The following is a 14,336-nucleotide window of genomic DNA, read 5'->3' as shown; positions in this document are numbered from 1 at the left end:
CTCCTACTCTATTGCTACGCCCGCAGCGCGTTTTCGCAGGAGCGAACCGGCACCATACAGGTAGAGCAGCCCTGAGTAAATGGTAATGCTCACCGCAAACCAGACCGTGAGGTCCACCCACATCCTGGCCCACCACACCCCGGTGAAATGGCCGGCGTAAAGCATCACCGAATACAGGGCGACACACTGGCCCGTCATCTTCCACTTCCCCGCGGTGCTGCCGGGGAAGCGTATACCCCTGAAAAACTCAACATAACCTCTCAGGAGACCAATGAGCAGCTCCCGTAACACGATTACCGCCGCCACCCAGGCCCCGATAACAGGCTGGTCGTTTGCAACAAGTACTATAAACCCGCCGCATATAATTACCTTGTCTACCAGGGGGTCCGCTATCCTTCCAAAATTACTTATCAGTCCCCTCTTCCTTGCCAGATACCCATCAAGAAAATCTGTTATTGTGGCGATAATGAACACCACCAGGGCAAGGTCATATAACCCGAGAGTCAGGATGAAAAAGAACACTATGCCCATAACCAATCTGAGCACGGTCAACTGATTCGGTAGATAATAGAAAGGCTCGATAAGCCTCTTAACTCCGCGCCGTTTCTCCGCCTGCTGGTAATCACTACACGCAATTTGCGACAAGGTCATATCCCTCTTGATGTGTAATTGTTACTTTTTTAAATTCTCCGGGTACCAATCCCGTATCAAACACTATCACGTTTCCGTCTACCTCGGGGGCGTCTCTGTACGACCTGGCCAGCCAGCTCCGGCCACCCTCCTGAACGCCGTCCACAAGGACCTCAAGGTTTTTTCCAACAAGTTGGCCGTTTTTGTCGAAGGTTATTCCCTGCTGCAGGGTCATCACCTCGGCAAGCCTCCTCTGTTTCTCCGGCTCCGGAACCCGGCCCTTAAAGGCCGCGGCCGGTGTGCCTTCTTCTTGCGAATAAACAAACACCCCCAGCCTCTCAAAGGCTGTCTCTTCCAGGAATGCAAGCAGTTCGCGGAACTCCCTCTCGCCTTCCCCGGGGAAACCCACTATCATGGTAGTGCGCAGAACGAGCCCCGGGATCTCTTTGCGAAGCCTCCGTATCAGTTCCTCCACCCGGGAGCGCGTGACCTCCCTGCCCATCAGTTCAAGCATCTTATCACTAATATGCTGCACGGGCATGTCTACGTACTTAACGACCCTCTCGTTACCGGCTATTTCACCGATAAGTTCCGGGTAGAAGTGTGCGGGGTGTGTATAGAGAAGCCTTATCCACTTGATGGGGTCTATTTTTGAGAGCCTTCCCAGCAGCTCGTGCAGGCACTGGCGTCCGTAAATATCCACGCCATACAGGGTGCTGTCTTGTGCTATCAGGTTTAACTCCCTGGCACCGCCGGCCGCAAGCCCTTCGGCCTCCCGCAGAATCTCATCCATGGGACGGCTCCCGAAGGGGCCCCGTATCGCGGGTATTGCGCAATAGCTGCAACTGTTGCTGCAGCCCTCGGATATCTTCAGATACGCATAATGCTTGGGGGTCAGGCGGACGCGGAACGAATCGCTAACGTCGCACGACCCGTTAGACCCCTTTTCCCGCCCAGTTATACCTGAGAGTTCGGCTATCCTGTCAAAGTTCTCAAGTTCCACCACGTGGTCGATTTCCGGTATATCCCTTATCAGTTCCTTTTCGTAACGTTCAGCAAGACAACCGGTTACGATAAGCTTCTCCAGTCCACATTCCTCCTTAAGTTTCGCCATCTCGAGGATGGTATTTATGGATTCCTCTTTAGCGTCTTTTACAAAGCCACAGGTGTTTATGATCAGTACATCCGCAAGCGCCGGGTCTTGACAGAAGACGACCTCTCCCTGCGCGAGCCGGCCCAGCATCTTCTCGGAATCGACCAGGTTCTTAGAACAACCCAGGCTTACCAGCGCTATCTTCTGCGTCTGTATCTGCGTCTTTGTCTTCATACATATCTCATCTGTTGGTTCGTACTTTTTTATTGCCCGGCGGTTCCCATTCTTCCGGGCTGAGCAGGACCTCCCTCTGCACACCTTCTTTATATTCACTGACAATGCCGTCTTCCGTCATCTGGCACAGCAGTTTAACGGCCTGCGGATAGGTTAGGTTAAGTTTTTCCTGAAGCAGTCTTTCGTTGCACCTCCCGGCATCAAGCACCGTCTTAACGGCCTCACTATAAAGGGGGTCGCTTCTATCTTCTCTCTTGGCCTCGAGTTTCCAGTCTCTAAGCTCTGTGGAGAATTCCGGCCGGGCCTGTTTCTTCACGAATTCCACCACCCTTTCAACCTCTTCGTTACTGACGTACGCACCCTGCACCCTCACCAGCTCGGAACTCCCCGGCGGCATAAACAGCATGTCACCTTCTCCAAGGAGGTTCTCGGCGCCATTTTGGTCGAGCACCGTTCTCGAATCTACCTTCGAGGCCACGAGGAACGAAACCCGGGCAGGGAGATTGGACTTTATCAGACCCGTAACGACGTCCACGGAAGGACGCTGGGTGGAGACTACCAGGTGGATGCCCACGGCACGCGACTTCTGCGCCAACCGTGTAACCGCATTCTCTACCTTCTTCGACGCCGCCATCATAAGGTCCGCAAGCTCGTCTATTATTATCACTATGTAAGGAAGGCTATAAAACTCCGGGTCGATATAGCTGTCCAGGCCCAACCTCTTCTTAAGGCCCTTTTCCCCCAATTTGTTGTATTCCGCTATGTTCTTTACGCCTGCCCGCGCCAGCAGCCCGTAACGTTCGTCCATCTTGCTCACTGCCCACTCAAGTACGGCCTGCGCCTCCTTTACGTCAGTAACCACGGGGCTGATGAGGTGTGGTATGTCTTTAAACGGTGAGAATTCTACCAGCTTGGGGTCTACAAGCAGGAGCTTTAACTCCTTCTGGGACATCAGGAATAATATGCTGAGTATCAGTGAGTTCAGGCAGATGGATTTTCCGGAACCGGTAGTGCCGGCAATAAGGAGATGCGGCATTCCGGACAGGTCACAGTAAATAGGATAGCCCGTTATGTCCCTGCCAAGGGGCAGGGGGATCGCGCTGTCCTCCAGGTTGACCTTGCCGTCCTGAATGATTTCGAGCAGCCCCCTCAGTCCCACGTTCTTTCTCTTGTGATTCGGCACCTCTATGCCTACGGTAGACTTCCCCGGCAGCGGGGCCACCACCCTGATGCTGGGGGCCTTCAAGGCCATCGCCAGGTCATCGGAAAGTGATAAAACTTTTGAGACCTTGGTGCCCGGCGCCAGTTCCAGTTCATACATGGTTATGGCGGGGCCCGTCTCAAAGCCAACCACCTGCGCGATCACGTTAAACTGTGCCAGAGAATCTTCCAGCGCCTCCGCCCTCTTCTTCAGAGACTCTTCGTCATCTACCTTCTCTGACTCAGAGCGCTTCTCAAGCAGGTCAATGGGCAGTAAAAGTGGTCCCGGCCACGAAGCTGTTCCCTCAAGAGGTCTTTCCTCTGCGGGGGGTTTGGAAACACGTTCCTCCTTGGAAACAGCGGGCTTAGACCTCCTTCTATTCTTGATCCGTCTGACTAAGGATGAGACGGTCTCGACCGGACTCACGTTAAAGAGGAGAATGCTTGAGGTCAGGAATCCGAAACTCAGGAATACGCAGGTGCCGGCAAGACCTAAATTGTCGAGGAGCCTGCTGGATGCGGCATTACCCAGAATCCCCCCGGCCCATCCGATGGCGCCCTTGTTTGGCAGGATATGCCCTATCAAAGAAAATACCAGTGCGATGGATACCGTAAGCATTAATCCGCCAATGGCCTTTATCCACAGGTCTTCCACCCTCCCGCGCAAGAGCAGCATCACGCCCCCCGTGCCTATCAACCCTACCAGCGGAAAGGTGGCAAGGCCCAGCCATGAGAGCGCGTAACCTGAAAGTACCGCCCCAAACCGTCCGCATAAGTTCTTTATAGAACTGCTCCCCGGGTAATCGGCGAACGGCGGGTCTGACGCGTGATAGCTTATTAAACTAATGAGGGTAAAGAGCGCAAAAGCTATCAGAAACACCGCCAGAGAGATCTTCAGGAGTTTCTTTTTATCCATCTGCCTTATACCCCCGTGTGGCCGAAACCACCCTCGTTTCTCCGGGTGGTTCCCAGCTCCTTCACTTCAATGAATTCAGCTCTCACTACCGGCTGAAAGATCAACTGTGCGATGCGCATACCGCGGTTTATCTTAACAGGTTCTTTCCCCAGGTTGCACAGGATGACACATATCTCCCCGCGGTAATCATTGTCTATTGTCCCCGGGGCGTTAACTATGGAAAGCCCGTGCCTGAGCGCCAGCCCACTCCGCGGCCTCACCTGCGCCTCGTATCCCGATGGAAGCTCTATAAACATTCCAGTAGGCACGGTCAGTATGCCGGACGGCTCCAATACCTGTTCTCCATTTACGGCCGCATACAGGTCTGCGCCGCTGGCTCCCTCACTCATGTACTGAGGGGCGGGCAGGTCTTCGCAACCCTCTTTTTTCTTTATATTAACCCTTACTACTCTTTCCACCGGCCTGTCTCCCAACCTTTTTTTTAACGGTAGGGGCACGGCGTGCCGTACCCCTGCTTTTTGGTGAAAGCGTTTTTAATTCCTCCAGTACCGTATTTATTATCTCTTCAACGGGTGCAAGACGCCCCACGCCTACCTTTCCCGTGGAGAGACGTCCCTCAACGGGGCCTATGAACCCGTACCCAATCTCCTTCAATCTCGAAATATTTGCCTGGACTATGGGGTGGTGGTACATATTGTCATCCATTGCAGGGGCCATGATTACCCTTGCACGGGATGCCAGGAGCGTGCAGGTAAGTATGTCATCGGACACACCTGAGGCAACATTGCCGATAATGGCGGCCGTCGCAGGTGCCACCAGTATCAGGTCTGCCCTGTCGGCCAGGGAGACGTGATACGGGTCATGGACCTCTGTCCTTCCAAAAAGACCCGTAACGACTTCATTCTTCGAGAGCGTGCGAAACGTCAGTGGCTGGATAAAACGCTGGGCCGGTCTGGTCATAACCACCACCACGTCCACACCAGACTTTACCAGGCCTGACGTAATCTCGCAGGCCTTATAGGCCGCTATACTGCCCGTCACTCCAAGGATTATGGTGTAGGACATTCCATTACCCCTTAAGCAGCCCCAGGATGTCGAAAATTTCGTCCAATGCGTCCTCCAGTTTGTCGTTCACTACACGATATTTGTACCGGGAGGAGTGCTCCAGCTCCTGCCCGGCTATGTCCAGCCGCCTGTTAATATCCTGTTCTTTGTCGGTATTTCTATCCATAAGGCGTCTTTTGAGGACGTCCTCACCCGGCGGCATGATGAAGATTGAGATGGCATCAGGGTATTTCTCCATTACCTGAAGCGCTCCCTGGACGTCTACCTCAAGCAAATATGTCAGGCCTTCTTCCAGGGCCCTCTCCAACGGTTTACGAAGTGTACCGTAAAGGGTCCCGGAATACCGGGCGTGTTCTACAAAGCGCCCTTCCTTTACTCTCCTTCCAAATTCATCCTCACCGACAAAATAATAATCCTGGCCCTCCACCTCCCGGGGACGCGGGGCCCTGGTGGTTACCGAGACTGATATCTTCACCCCGGGGTGTTTGACCAGTTCCCGGCAAATTGTGGTTTTCCCCGAACCGGACGGACCCGAGATTATTACCAGCTTCCCTCTTCTACCGCCGTTGTCACTCGACATTGAAGACCTGCTCTTTTATCTTCTCAACTTCCATCTTTATGTCGATTACAATCTGAAGCATGTCCCCGTCACAGGCCTTAGAACCCATTGTGTTAGCCTCTCTGAACATCTCTTGCACAATAAACTCCTGTTTCCTGCCCGACGGGGCCTCTTTTCCCAAGGCTTCATCCATCTGTGCGATGTGACTCCTGAGCCTGGTAATCTCCTCCGTGATATCAGAGCGCTCCGCGAAAACTGCTACCTCTCTGGCCAAGTCACTATCCGACAGTTCCACGTCTACGCCTTTAAGCAGATTGGACACCCTTTTTTTCAACCTGTCCCTGTAGCTGCTAACGACCTCAGGTGCACGCTCCTCCAGTACGCCAAGGAGACGTGCTATCCGTTCCTTCGAGCAGACGAGCCCCTCTTCCAGGGCCTTGCCCTCTTGTTCACGCATATTGATTAGCTCGTTCAGTGCTGAACCCACCAGACCCTCGAAGGCGGGCAATAATTCTTCTATGTTGTTTCCCTGCGGCTTGACCCTCTCACAGATACCCGGCAGGGAGAATAAGGCGGCCAGAGGCACTTCTCCTTCCGGTCCCAATTCACCTCCCAGTTCTTTTATGGCACGGTAGTAACCCTTAAGTGTCTCCAGATTGACCTGAAAGGCCGGAGGCTCATGAAGAAGTTTGTACTCTATCTCCATAAATACACTGCCCCGTGTCAGCCTATCTTTCAATATCCTTTCCAGCCGCTCTTGAAACGGTAAGAACGGTTCCGGCACCCTGGAACTCACTTTCAGGAACCGGTTGTTGACGGAACGGACCTCCACCGTAAGGGTGGCATTGCCTTCTCTACTTTCAGCCCTGCCGAAACCGGTCATACTCCTCAACATACTACCTCCAATACCTGGTCAGTCTTGTACGGTTACTACCCAACACACATGCAGCAACCACCCCGGATACACCACGTTACTTATCAGGAGACCCCTTTTGCTCCTCAGATTCTTTTGCCTCCTGCTTCTTCTCTTTGTCTGCCTCCGGCTTTTCCTGCCAGCCTAATGTAGCGCTTGCCGGCTTCTCCTGCGGAGGTACAATTGCTGGTACCCCTCCCGGAGACGGATGTCCCGGCGGGAGCCCTTCCGTGGGCGGATGTCCGGGCGGGAGCCCTTCCATGGGCGGATGCCCCGGCGGGAGCCCTTCTGTGGGCGGATGCCCCGGTGGTAGTTGTCCGGCAGGCATCTCAGCTGCCGGCTGCGGGGCAGCCTTCTCTACAAACGTGACACTTGAGATCTTCGTCAAACATATAGTTGTGACAATGAAGACTGCTCCTATCAGATAGGTAAGCTTACTGAGGAACGTGCTCGTCCTGGTGCCAAAGGAAGACTGGTCCTGCAGACCGCCAATAGCCGCCAATCCGCCTCCTTTGCCCGCCTGTAATAGTATGGTGCCTAAGAGCACGGCACATGTAAGCACCAAAAACATCTTAAGGGCCGAAACCATCTGCATCATAGTCATGGTAAATACAAGGCCAAAGACTACGATGACGGCCAGCGCCCATTTAACTGTTTTTTCGTTTAACTCCATCTTCCTCTCCCTAAGCGGGACTCTCCACTTGTTCAAATGCGATTGAGACCATTTTCAAGAATGAATCCTTCTTCAGACTGGCGCCTCCTACCAGGAACCCGTTTATATCCGGTTGTGACAGCAATTCGGCTGCGTTATCCGGCTTGGCACTCCCTCCGTACTGTATTCTAATCCGGTTCGATACGCCTTCATCGTAAGACTGTTTCAGCAACGCTCGAATCCGGCCATGAACCTCTTGTGCCTGAGCGGGGGTTGCGTTCTTACCCGTGCCAATGGCCCATACCGGTTCATAGGCTATGGTCAACTTTGAGGCATCTCCGGCACTGAGACCTTCCAGGCCGGCCTTGAGTTGTCTCTCTATAACCTCAGAGGTCTTGCCTGACTCTCGTTCCTCCAGCTTCTCGCCAATACAGAATATGGGCATCAAGTCCCGGGCAAAGGCCGCCTTAAGTTTCAGGTTTATCATTGAATCCGTTTCACCGAAGACGTGTCTTCTCTCGGAGTGGCCCAGTATAACATGTGTACACCCCACCTCTCTAATCATATCGCCGGAGACCTCTCCTGTGAAGGCCCCTTTACTCTCCCAGTGCATGTTCTGGGCACCCAGGATGACGCTGCCGCCCTTCAAGACAGAGTACACGCCGTCGAGAAACGCAAAGGGCGGACATACACCTACATCCACGTCCTTGATATCTTTGACGCCGTCCCTTATGGAGCCAGCCAAGTCTTTCGACTCCTCCAGGGACAGGTTCATTTTCCAATTACCTACAATAAAAGGTCTTAGCACTACCCGGATTCCTTTCTCAGAGTTGGCTGCTTCTTGGGAATGAGCCCAAGACCTTAAGCTCCAGGCACACGCGGCTGACCCTTTCAAGGGCCTTCTTAACGTTTTCGTCCTGGACATGGCCCTCAAACTCTATGTAGAAACTGTAATTCCAGGCCTTCCTGCCGGAAGGTAGCGACTCTATACTGGTCAGGTTGACACCATATTTTCTAAACGGGTGCAAAATCCCGTAAAGGGCGCCCACCTGGTTTTTTATGTAGCACATCACGGCCGTCTTGTCCTTACCGCTCGGGCTGGAAAACGAATTACTTAAGACATAGAATCTTGTAACGTTGTCGGGGTTGTCCTCAATGCTGGCGCACAGGACTTCAAGTCCGCATGGTTCAGCCACTTCAGCGTGGGCTATAGCAGCGGCGCCGGACTCTTTTTTTGCCATCTGCGCGGCCTCGGTGGTGCTGCCTACCTCCAGCAGTTCCGCATCGGGGAAATTGTCCGAAAGCCAATTCCTGCACTGGGAAAAGACCTGAAGTTTTGAGTACACCCTCTTAACCTCCCCCATAGCGCAGCGGGCCATAAGGCTATGGTGCACGGGGAGTATGACCTCCGCACAAATCTTGACGTCACACTCCTGAAACATGTTCAGCGTCTCACGTATGCCCCCCTCTGTAGAGTTCTCAGCGGGGACTATCCCGTAGTCTACCCGGCCGGTTTCTACCTCCCTGAAGACCGCGTCAATTCCCCTTTGGGGTACGTATTCAACAGAGGCGCCAAAACTCTTTCTGGCGGCCACAAAGCTGAAGGTGCCCACCGGTCCCAAATAGGAGACCTTGAGGGTTCCCTCGAGGGCCCTGGAACCAGCCATAAGCTCCCTGTATATTGCCCTCAATGTGTCGTCGGGCAGAGGGCCTGTGTTTTCTGAGATAACCCTCTCGTAGACCTGCTGCTCCCTGTTCGGGTGATAGACCTCCGCACTGGTTTGTCTCTTCACCTCGCCTATCTTTTGGGCAATCCTGGCGCGTTCATTAAGGAGCTTAACCGTCTTTAAATCGAGGCCGTCAATCTGTTTTCTTAAGGATTCTAACGTACCTTCAGTATTCATTTTGACCCTTGGGAAAGGTTATCTACACGGAGGAATTTTCGAAGGCTAAAGCGTTTTAACTCATACCTATATCAGAATTTAAGAAGAGTGTCAAACAAATTTAGTTTGACTGTTACCGTAACAATGATAGAATGAAAATTTAGAGAAATCCTATGGTTTTAACCACAATATTTCAAGGGAGATAGATGAGTCCAGGTCCAATAACAATATCAGAACAACGGGTAGCGGTATTCGTAGACGTCCAGAATATGTTTTATTCGGCTAAGGCCTTGCACCAGTCAAAGATAGATTACTCCAAGCTTCTTCAGGAAATAATCGGGGACAGAAAACTTATAAGGGCCATAGCCTATGTGGTCAAGAAGTCAGACGTAGACCAATCGAGCTTTACAGACGCCCTTGAGCGGCTGGGTTACGAGATAAAATCAAAGGACCTTCGGTTACGTCCTGACGGTACCGCCAAGGGGGATTGGGACATGGGCATCGCCATAGACACGATCGCCATAGCGCCCAAGCTGGACACCGTGGTGCTTGTCTCAGGCGACGGCGATTTCGCGCCTCTACTTGAGATGCTAAAGGCGCACGGGTGCAGGGTTGAAGTCGTCTCCTTCCGCAAGAGCACCTCTGTCGAGCTTATTGACGCTGCCACAAAATACACCGCCATAGAAGAGTCACTGTTATTTAAGGAGAAAAAGTTTCAGCGGGATGATAGTTCAGGAAACCAGCAGGAAAGAGAAGCTAAAGCGGTGTCAGAAAGGTCTTAAACACACCTTTAAGGACATCTCTTTGCTTGAGAGGGCGCTTATACACACGTCCTGTAAGCTTGAATACAACGGCAGCAACGAGAGGATGGAGTTTCTTGGCGACGCCGTACTTGGGATGATAATCTCCGGGTACCTCTACAATACCTTTCCCGACTTCAGCGAGGGCGAGCTCACAAGGATAAAGTCCGTCGTGGTGAGTCAGCCCATCCTGGCCAAGGTTGCAAACAGGTTGAAGCTCGGCCGATACATAACCGTTGGCAAGGGACTCAACGGTAAGAAAGGTTTCCCGAGATCCATCGTCGCCAACGTATTCGAGGCCATCATCGCGGCTATTTATTTGGACGGTGGTGTCGGTGCGGCAAGCGATTTTATCCTTACACATCTGTCAGAGGAAATAGGGCCTGTCTCTAAAGACGAACATGCCAGGAACTACAAGAGCCTGCTTCAACAGTACTGCCAGAAGCATCTGAATACTACCCCGCAATATAACGTAATTGGACAGCACGGGCCGGACCATGGCAAGACCTTTGAGGTTGTAGTGGCAATCAATGACAATACCTACGGCCAGGGTAAGGGACTGAGCAAGAAAGAGGCGGAACAGATCGCCGCGGAAGAAACACTCGACTTAATCACCCGTGACAAAGATCACATAGCGACAAAACTCTAGGGGTTGTCTGTCTGGCAGGGTACCGGGTCTTTGTGTCCTGCCTGGCTAAAGGCCTCATGCCGTAACAAGCAACTCTGACACCGCCCACATGCTTTTTCTTCTTCCTTGTAGCAAGACCAGCTGAGGTGAAAGGGCGCTCCCAGTGAGACCCCTTTAGCGACTATCTCGGCCTTATTCATGTGAATCAGGGGCGTCTCCACGGTTACGCGTGTCTCAGGTCTGGTACCGGCCTCCACGAGCTTGTTAAAGACCTTATAATACTGTTCCCTGCAGTCGGGATAACCTGTAACGTCATCCTCCACTGCGCCGATAAATACCTTCTCCGCCCCTATCACCTCTGCCCACGAGACCCCGGCCGCAAGCAGGTGTGTATTCCTGAAGGGTACATATGTGGAAGGTATATTATTCGAGGTTGTGGCAGATGTTGGGACGGCGATGTCACGGTCGGTGAGACTGGAACCGCCAATGGCACCCAGATAGGCCATATCTATGACCAGCCTCTTTTCCTCAGGCACTCCGTAGTAAGACGCAATTTCGCTGTATGCCTTTAGCTCTCTTACCTCAGTCCTCTGCTTGTAGTTTACGTGAAGACAGGCCAGCTCATAAGACTCGCTGGCCATGGCTGCAACTACACAGCTATCCATACCTCCACTCAGGAGTACCACTGCCAGACCCGCTTTCATATCTACACATGCTCCTCAGCGTTATGCCTTCCCGTGTTCCAGCCGGCCAGATATAACGATGTACCTGTAATTGGAAACGGACGTCAACCCCGTCTTCCAATATCCAGGAGGCTACCTGTTGGAGTTCCAATTTACCGAAAGCTACGCCAACGAGAACCTCCACCTTCTCCGTCAGTTTGTGTTTCTCTATAACCCCTTTTACCCAGTCATAATCCCTTCTCGAACTTATAACAAACTTCACCTCATCACCCGGTCTCAGCCTTTCAATGTTTATCCAATCCACTTCATCAACCATACCACTGTCAGGGCATTTCAGGTCTACAATCCTTACGGCCCCCTCAGGCAGTACACTTATATCCAGCGAACCATTGGTCTCGACCAGCACACGGCGACCCTCCTCCAGGAGCGCCGAAACTAATTCTCTGGTCTCATCTTGAAGCAGGGGCTCACCCCCGGTAATTTCCACCAAATTACAGTCCAGCAGCCTTATACTGGAAAGTATCTCCTCAATATCCATATCCACACCGTTCTCGTAGGCATGGACCGTGTCACAGTAGTTGCACCTCAAATTACACCCCGTCAGCCTCACAAAGGCGCAAGGCAACCCGGCATAGGTAGATTCCCCCTGAATACTCTTAAATATCTCCGTTACTTTTAGCATAAAACAGACTTATTCCCCCTTCAAACAGTAGGTTCCGTCAATACCTTTTCAAATTATAAACCAGCGCCTGTTTACTTGGCAAGGGCCTTCGAACCTTTCCATAACCCATTTCTCTAATAACGCTTAGATATATTGAAATTATACTATTGACAAGGAATTTGGTTTATTGTACGATTCCGTAAAGTAAATTCATAGGATGTTTTTAAATCTTGCTAACCGTACCGTTAGCAGGGCTTTGTAAGGAAAGGGCATGTACAAAGAGCACTTCGGCTCCTATCCAGACGAAAGTACTTCTGTTGTAGGAAGTGCAATCGATCAGGTGGTATCGAGCATTCCCCTTAAGGCCTTTCGCAAACAGGGTCTATCCGAGGTTCGCGTAGTTAGCGAGAAGACGCTTAACGAGATCGTACAAAAAGCCGTCGAGGACGGGCTTGAAAAGAGGTCTGAGGCCTTATCGAAGGAAAGGGACGAACTCCGGATTAAATCAGAGAACCTGTCGGAGCAATTGGAGGCACTTAAGGAGGGCTCGGGAGGGCCTCCCGGCGAGAAGGAAAGGCTAGAAAAGAAGTGTGTGGCACTTGAGGATGAGATGACCCGCCTTCGCAGTGAGGTGGACGCGAGGAAGATAGCGTTCCAGGGGGGCACAAGGGCTCAAACGTCAATAACCAGTGAAAAGTACGAGGAAAAGATACAACAGGTGGTAGAGGATATACTGGAGGGGGCAAGGGGGACAATACCAATCGATCTGTTCGAAAATATCAAAGAGAGCCTTCCTACTCAGCTTATTGAGAGTTTCCCGCATAATACATATCCCCTTCGCGTCGTAAGCAAAAGTGAAACCACACCAACCAGCCATCCCCAACCCACCGTGTCCGCTTCAGGCGCTGCCCAGTCACAACCAAAAACCCCTGCTTCGCGCCCTGGTGCGATAAAATCAGGGAGTTTATTCCACAAGCTTGTGGAAAGCAATATCAAATGGCGTCACAAGCAAAAGGCCGAGGAAGAAGGACAAAAGGAATAAATAAGAATTTTGTAACAAAATATCACTTTGTGCTCCCCTGGAGGAAGGTTATATGATGGCAGAGGTTGTTACAGAAGAAAGAGACCCCAACGTAATGTACGTAGGCATGGACCTGGGTACCTTCAGGGCCTCTATAACCGCAAGTAACGGTATACGGAAAACAGTGGTTAGCGTAGTAGGATGGCCAAAAGACGATATCTCCAGAAAATTATTGGGTAAGGATCTGGTCTTTGGGCTTGAGGCGTTAAAGCACCGTCTTGCACTTAACCTTGTAAGGCCCCTGGAAAAAGGGGTAATAAAATATTCTGACGATTCAACGCTGGCAAGCGAAGAAGAGATAGAATTATACAAAGAAGCTGCAAAAGAGATAGTTAAACACGCCATAGCGCTGGCTCAGCACAAAAGCGGGCAAACGGTTTATGCCGTTATTGGCGCGCCCGCCCAGGCGAGTGTAATAAACAAGCAATCGTTGATAGAAGCGGCCATGGAGGCCGTTGACTCTGTCATCGTTGTCTCGGAACCCTTCTCGGTAGCGTACGGGCTGGACATGCTGGACGACGCCCTGATTATTGACATCGGGGCAGGCACGGTCGACCTGTGCAGGATGCACGGCGCATTGCCAGAAGAAGGAGACCAGGTAACGCTTACCACCGCCGGGGACTATGTTGACGAACTGCTGTTAAAGCTCATAAAGGAGAATCATCCCGACGCCCAGCTTACCATCAATATGGCCAGAGACATAAAGGAAAGAAACGGCTTTGTCTCAGACACAAACGACAGGGTGGTCGTCAGGATTCCCGTAGAAGGCAGACCCAGAGTAATCGACATAACAGAAGAATGTAAGCAGGCCTGCAAGGCGATAGTGCCACCCATAATTGAGGCCGTCGGGAATCTTATAGCTACATATGACCCGGAATTCCAGTCCCGCATTCGGAACAATATAATACTGGCCGGCGGCATGAGCCAGCTAAAGGGCCTTGGCAGTCTTCTGGAGGAAGGGCTTGAGGAGTATGGCGGCGGAAAGGTCAACAAGGTAGATGAGCCCGTTTACGCAGGTGCTGACGGCGCCCTCAAGCTGGCCTACGATATGCCCGATAACCTCTGGAAAGAACTGCGATAGACGCCGCCGAGAAAGCCCGGGCTGAGCTTTAGAAAATCTTTCCGTTGTAAAAAACACTTCCCAACGTTATTATGCCTTTCCGTCTCCGCCCAAGGTTTACCAGAGGCTTTATGGCGCAAATTGCTTGTTGACGGTGTGTTACTTACTCCCGGGCAAAAACCCTTTCCATGCAACTACACTTTTATTATAATTGAAGTAGGAAAGCGAGTGGCCGTTAACGCAATGACAACCTTCTAAGGAACCTAGCACATCTAAGG

16 protein-coding genes are annotated in these 14,336 nt (G+C 51.9%); 4 read left to right on the top strand and 12 right to left on the bottom strand.

The features are described 5' to 3' along the window. Positions 1–3 precede the first annotated feature (3 nt). The 10 genes from pgsA to pheA form a co-directional block, all read right to left on the bottom strand. The gene (gene pgsA / locus NOU37_00700) at positions 4–651 is read right to left on the bottom strand and encodes a CDP-diacylglycerol--glycerol-3-phosphate 3-phosphatidyltransferase (GenBank protein ID MCQ4573758.1); all 648 of its coding nucleotides are present in this window, start codon (positions 649–651) and stop codon (positions 4–6) included. Further along, entirely contained in the window at positions 626–1,957 is a 1,332-nt protein-coding gene (rimO, locus tag NOU37_00695) for a 30S ribosomal protein S12 methylthiotransferase RimO (protein MCQ4573757.1), read from the bottom strand. The genes pgsA and rimO overlap by 26 nt, the downstream gene beginning before the upstream one ends. 7 nt (positions 1,958–1,964) lie before the next feature. After that, positions 1,965–4,073 carry a DNA translocase FtsK 4TM domain-containing protein gene (locus NOU37_00690; protein ID MCQ4573756.1) on the bottom strand — a complete coding sequence of 703 codons (2,109 nt, stop codon included), beginning with the start codon at positions 4,071–4,073 and terminating at the stop codon, positions 1,965–1,967. 5 nt (positions 4,074–4,078) lie between these two features. Next, positions 4,079–4,531, bottom strand: a complete 453-nt coding sequence (gene dut, locus NOU37_00685; protein MCQ4573755.1) for a dUTP diphosphatase — start codon at positions 4,529–4,531, stop codon at positions 4,079–4,081. Beyond that, a complete protein-coding gene (locus NOU37_00680; protein ID MCQ4573754.1) occupies positions 4,509–5,138 on the bottom strand; it encodes a phosphopantothenoylcysteine decarboxylase in 630 nt (209 codons plus the stop codon). The genes dut and NOU37_00680 overlap by 23 nt, the downstream gene beginning before the upstream one ends. 4 nt (positions 5,139–5,142) lie before the next feature. After that, positions 5,143–5,718 carry a guanylate kinase gene (gmk, locus tag NOU37_00675; protein ID MCQ4573753.1) on the bottom strand — a complete coding sequence of 192 codons (576 nt, stop codon included), beginning with the start codon at positions 5,716–5,718 and terminating at the stop codon, positions 5,143–5,145. After that, positions 5,708–6,592, bottom strand: coding sequence for a YicC family protein (locus NOU37_00670; protein MCQ4573752.1), 885 nt, complete (start codon positions 6,590–6,592; stop codon positions 5,708–5,710). Before NOU37_00670 ends, gmk begins: the two co-directional genes overlap by 11 nt. Before the next feature lie 76 nt (positions 6,593–6,668). Continuing rightward, positions 6,669–7,283 (bottom strand): preprotein translocase subunit SecG, encoded by a 615-nt coding sequence (gene secG / locus NOU37_00665; protein ID MCQ4573751.1) that lies wholly within the window; start codon positions 7,281–7,283, stop codon positions 6,669–6,671. A gap of 10 nt (positions 7,284–7,293) precedes the next feature. Next, on the bottom strand, positions 7,294–8,070 hold the full coding sequence (gene tpiA / locus NOU37_00660) for a triose-phosphate isomerase (GenBank protein MCQ4573750.1): 777 nt from the start codon (positions 8,068–8,070) through the stop codon (positions 7,294–7,296). A 16-nt stretch (positions 8,071–8,086) separates the two neighbouring features. Further along, complete coding sequence (gene pheA / locus NOU37_00655) at positions 8,087–9,166, bottom strand: prephenate dehydratase (GenBank protein MCQ4573749.1); 1,080 nt, start codon at positions 9,164–9,166, stop codon at positions 8,087–8,089. A 185-nt stretch (positions 9,167–9,351) separates the two neighbouring features. Between pheA and NOU37_00650 the strand changes: the two genes are divergently transcribed. Both NOU37_00650 and rnc read left to right on the top strand, forming a co-directional pair. After that, complete coding sequence (locus NOU37_00650) at positions 9,352–9,927, top strand: NYN domain-containing protein (protein ID MCQ4573748.1); 576 nt, start codon at positions 9,352–9,354, stop codon at positions 9,925–9,927. Further along, positions 9,869–10,594 (top strand): ribonuclease III, encoded by a 726-nt coding sequence (rnc, locus tag NOU37_00645; protein MCQ4573747.1) that lies wholly within the window; start codon positions 9,869–9,871, stop codon positions 10,592–10,594. Before NOU37_00650 ends, rnc begins: the two co-directional genes overlap by 59 nt. Here the strand turns inward: rnc and queC are convergent. Both queC and NOU37_00635 read right to left on the bottom strand, forming a co-directional pair. Then, positions 10,591–11,277, bottom strand: a complete 687-nt coding sequence (queC, locus tag NOU37_00640) for a 7-cyano-7-deazaguanine synthase QueC (protein MCQ4573746.1) — start codon at positions 11,275–11,277, stop codon at positions 10,591–10,593. The genes rnc and queC overlap by 4 nt on opposite strands. Further along, entirely contained in the window at positions 11,231–11,938 is a 708-nt protein-coding gene (locus NOU37_00635; protein ID MCQ4573745.1) for a radical SAM protein, read from the bottom strand. Before NOU37_00635 ends, queC begins: the two co-directional genes overlap by 47 nt. A 250-nt stretch (positions 11,939–12,188) precedes the next feature. Here NOU37_00635 and NOU37_00630 point away from each other — a divergent pair, with 250 nt between their 5' ends. Together NOU37_00630 and mamK are read left to right on the top strand one after the other, a co-directional pair. After that, a complete protein-coding gene (locus NOU37_00630; GenBank protein ID MCQ4573744.1) occupies positions 12,189–12,959 on the top strand; it encodes a hypothetical protein in 771 nt (256 codons plus the stop codon). Between the two features lie 52 nt (positions 12,960–13,011). Continuing rightward, the gene (gene mamK, locus NOU37_00625; protein ID MCQ4573743.1) at positions 13,012–14,079 is read left to right on the top strand and encodes a MamK family actin-like protein; all 1,068 of its coding nucleotides are present in this window, start codon (positions 13,012–13,014) and stop codon (positions 14,077–14,079) included. Positions 14,080–14,336: the final 257 nt, after the last annotated feature.

The organism is Candidatus Bathyanammoxibius amoris (assembly GCA_024451685.1).
GTDB lineage: Bacteria > Planctomycetota > Brocadiia > Brocadiales > Bathyanammoxibiaceae > Bathyanammoxibius > Bathyanammoxibius amoris.
The sequence above is the reverse complement of the archived record's forward strand: the minus strand, read 5'-3'. Positions and strand labels throughout refer to the sequence as shown.

Bases quoted from the DNA above. Each gene is read 5' to 3' on its own strand.
- NOU37_00635 (MCQ4573745.1), bottom strand. From the start codon at position 11,938: ATGCTAAAAGTAACGGAGATATTTAAGAGTATTCAGGGGGAATCTACC.
- queC (MCQ4573746.1), bottom strand. From the start codon at position 11,277: ATGAAAGCGGGTCTGGCAGTGGTACTCCTGAGTGGAGGTATGGATAGC.
- mamK (MCQ4573743.1), top strand. From the start codon at position 13,012: ATGATGGCAGAGGTTGTTACAGAAGAAAGAGACCCCAACGTAATGTAC.
- secG (MCQ4573751.1), bottom strand. From the start codon at position 7,283: ATGGAGTTAAACGAAAAAACAGTTAAATGGGCGCTGGCCGTCATCGTA.
- rimO (MCQ4573757.1), bottom strand. From the start codon at position 1,957: ATGAAGACAAAGACGCAGATACAGACGCAGAAGATAGCGCTGGTAAGC.
- NOU37_00650 (MCQ4573748.1), top strand. From the start codon at position 9,352: ATGAGTCCAGGTCCAATAACAATATCAGAACAACGGGTAGCGGTATTC.
- pgsA (MCQ4573758.1), bottom strand. From the start codon at position 651: ATGACCTTGTCGCAAATTGCGTGTAGTGATTACCAGCAGGCGGAGAAA.
- gmk (MCQ4573753.1), bottom strand. From the start codon at position 5,718: ATGTCGAGTGACAACGGCGGTAGAAGAGGGAAGCTGGTAATAATCTCG.
- NOU37_00630 (MCQ4573744.1), top strand. From the start codon at position 12,189: ATGTACAAAGAGCACTTCGGCTCCTATCCAGACGAAAGTACTTCTGTT.
- rnc (MCQ4573747.1), top strand. From the start codon at position 9,869: ATGATAGTTCAGGAAACCAGCAGGAAAGAGAAGCTAAAGCGGTGTCAG.
- NOU37_00690 (MCQ4573756.1), bottom strand. From the start codon at position 4,073: ATGGATAAAAAGAAACTCCTGAAGATCTCTCTGGCGGTGTTTCTGATA.
- pheA (MCQ4573749.1), bottom strand. From the start codon at position 9,166: ATGAATACTGAAGGTACGTTAGAATCCTTAAGAAAACAGATTGACGGC.
- NOU37_00670 (MCQ4573752.1), bottom strand. From the start codon at position 6,592: ATGTTGAGGAGTATGACCGGTTTCGGCAGGGCTGAAAGTAGAGAAGGC.
- NOU37_00680 (MCQ4573754.1), bottom strand. From the start codon at position 5,138: ATGTCCTACACCATAATCCTTGGAGTGACGGGCAGTATAGCGGCCTAT.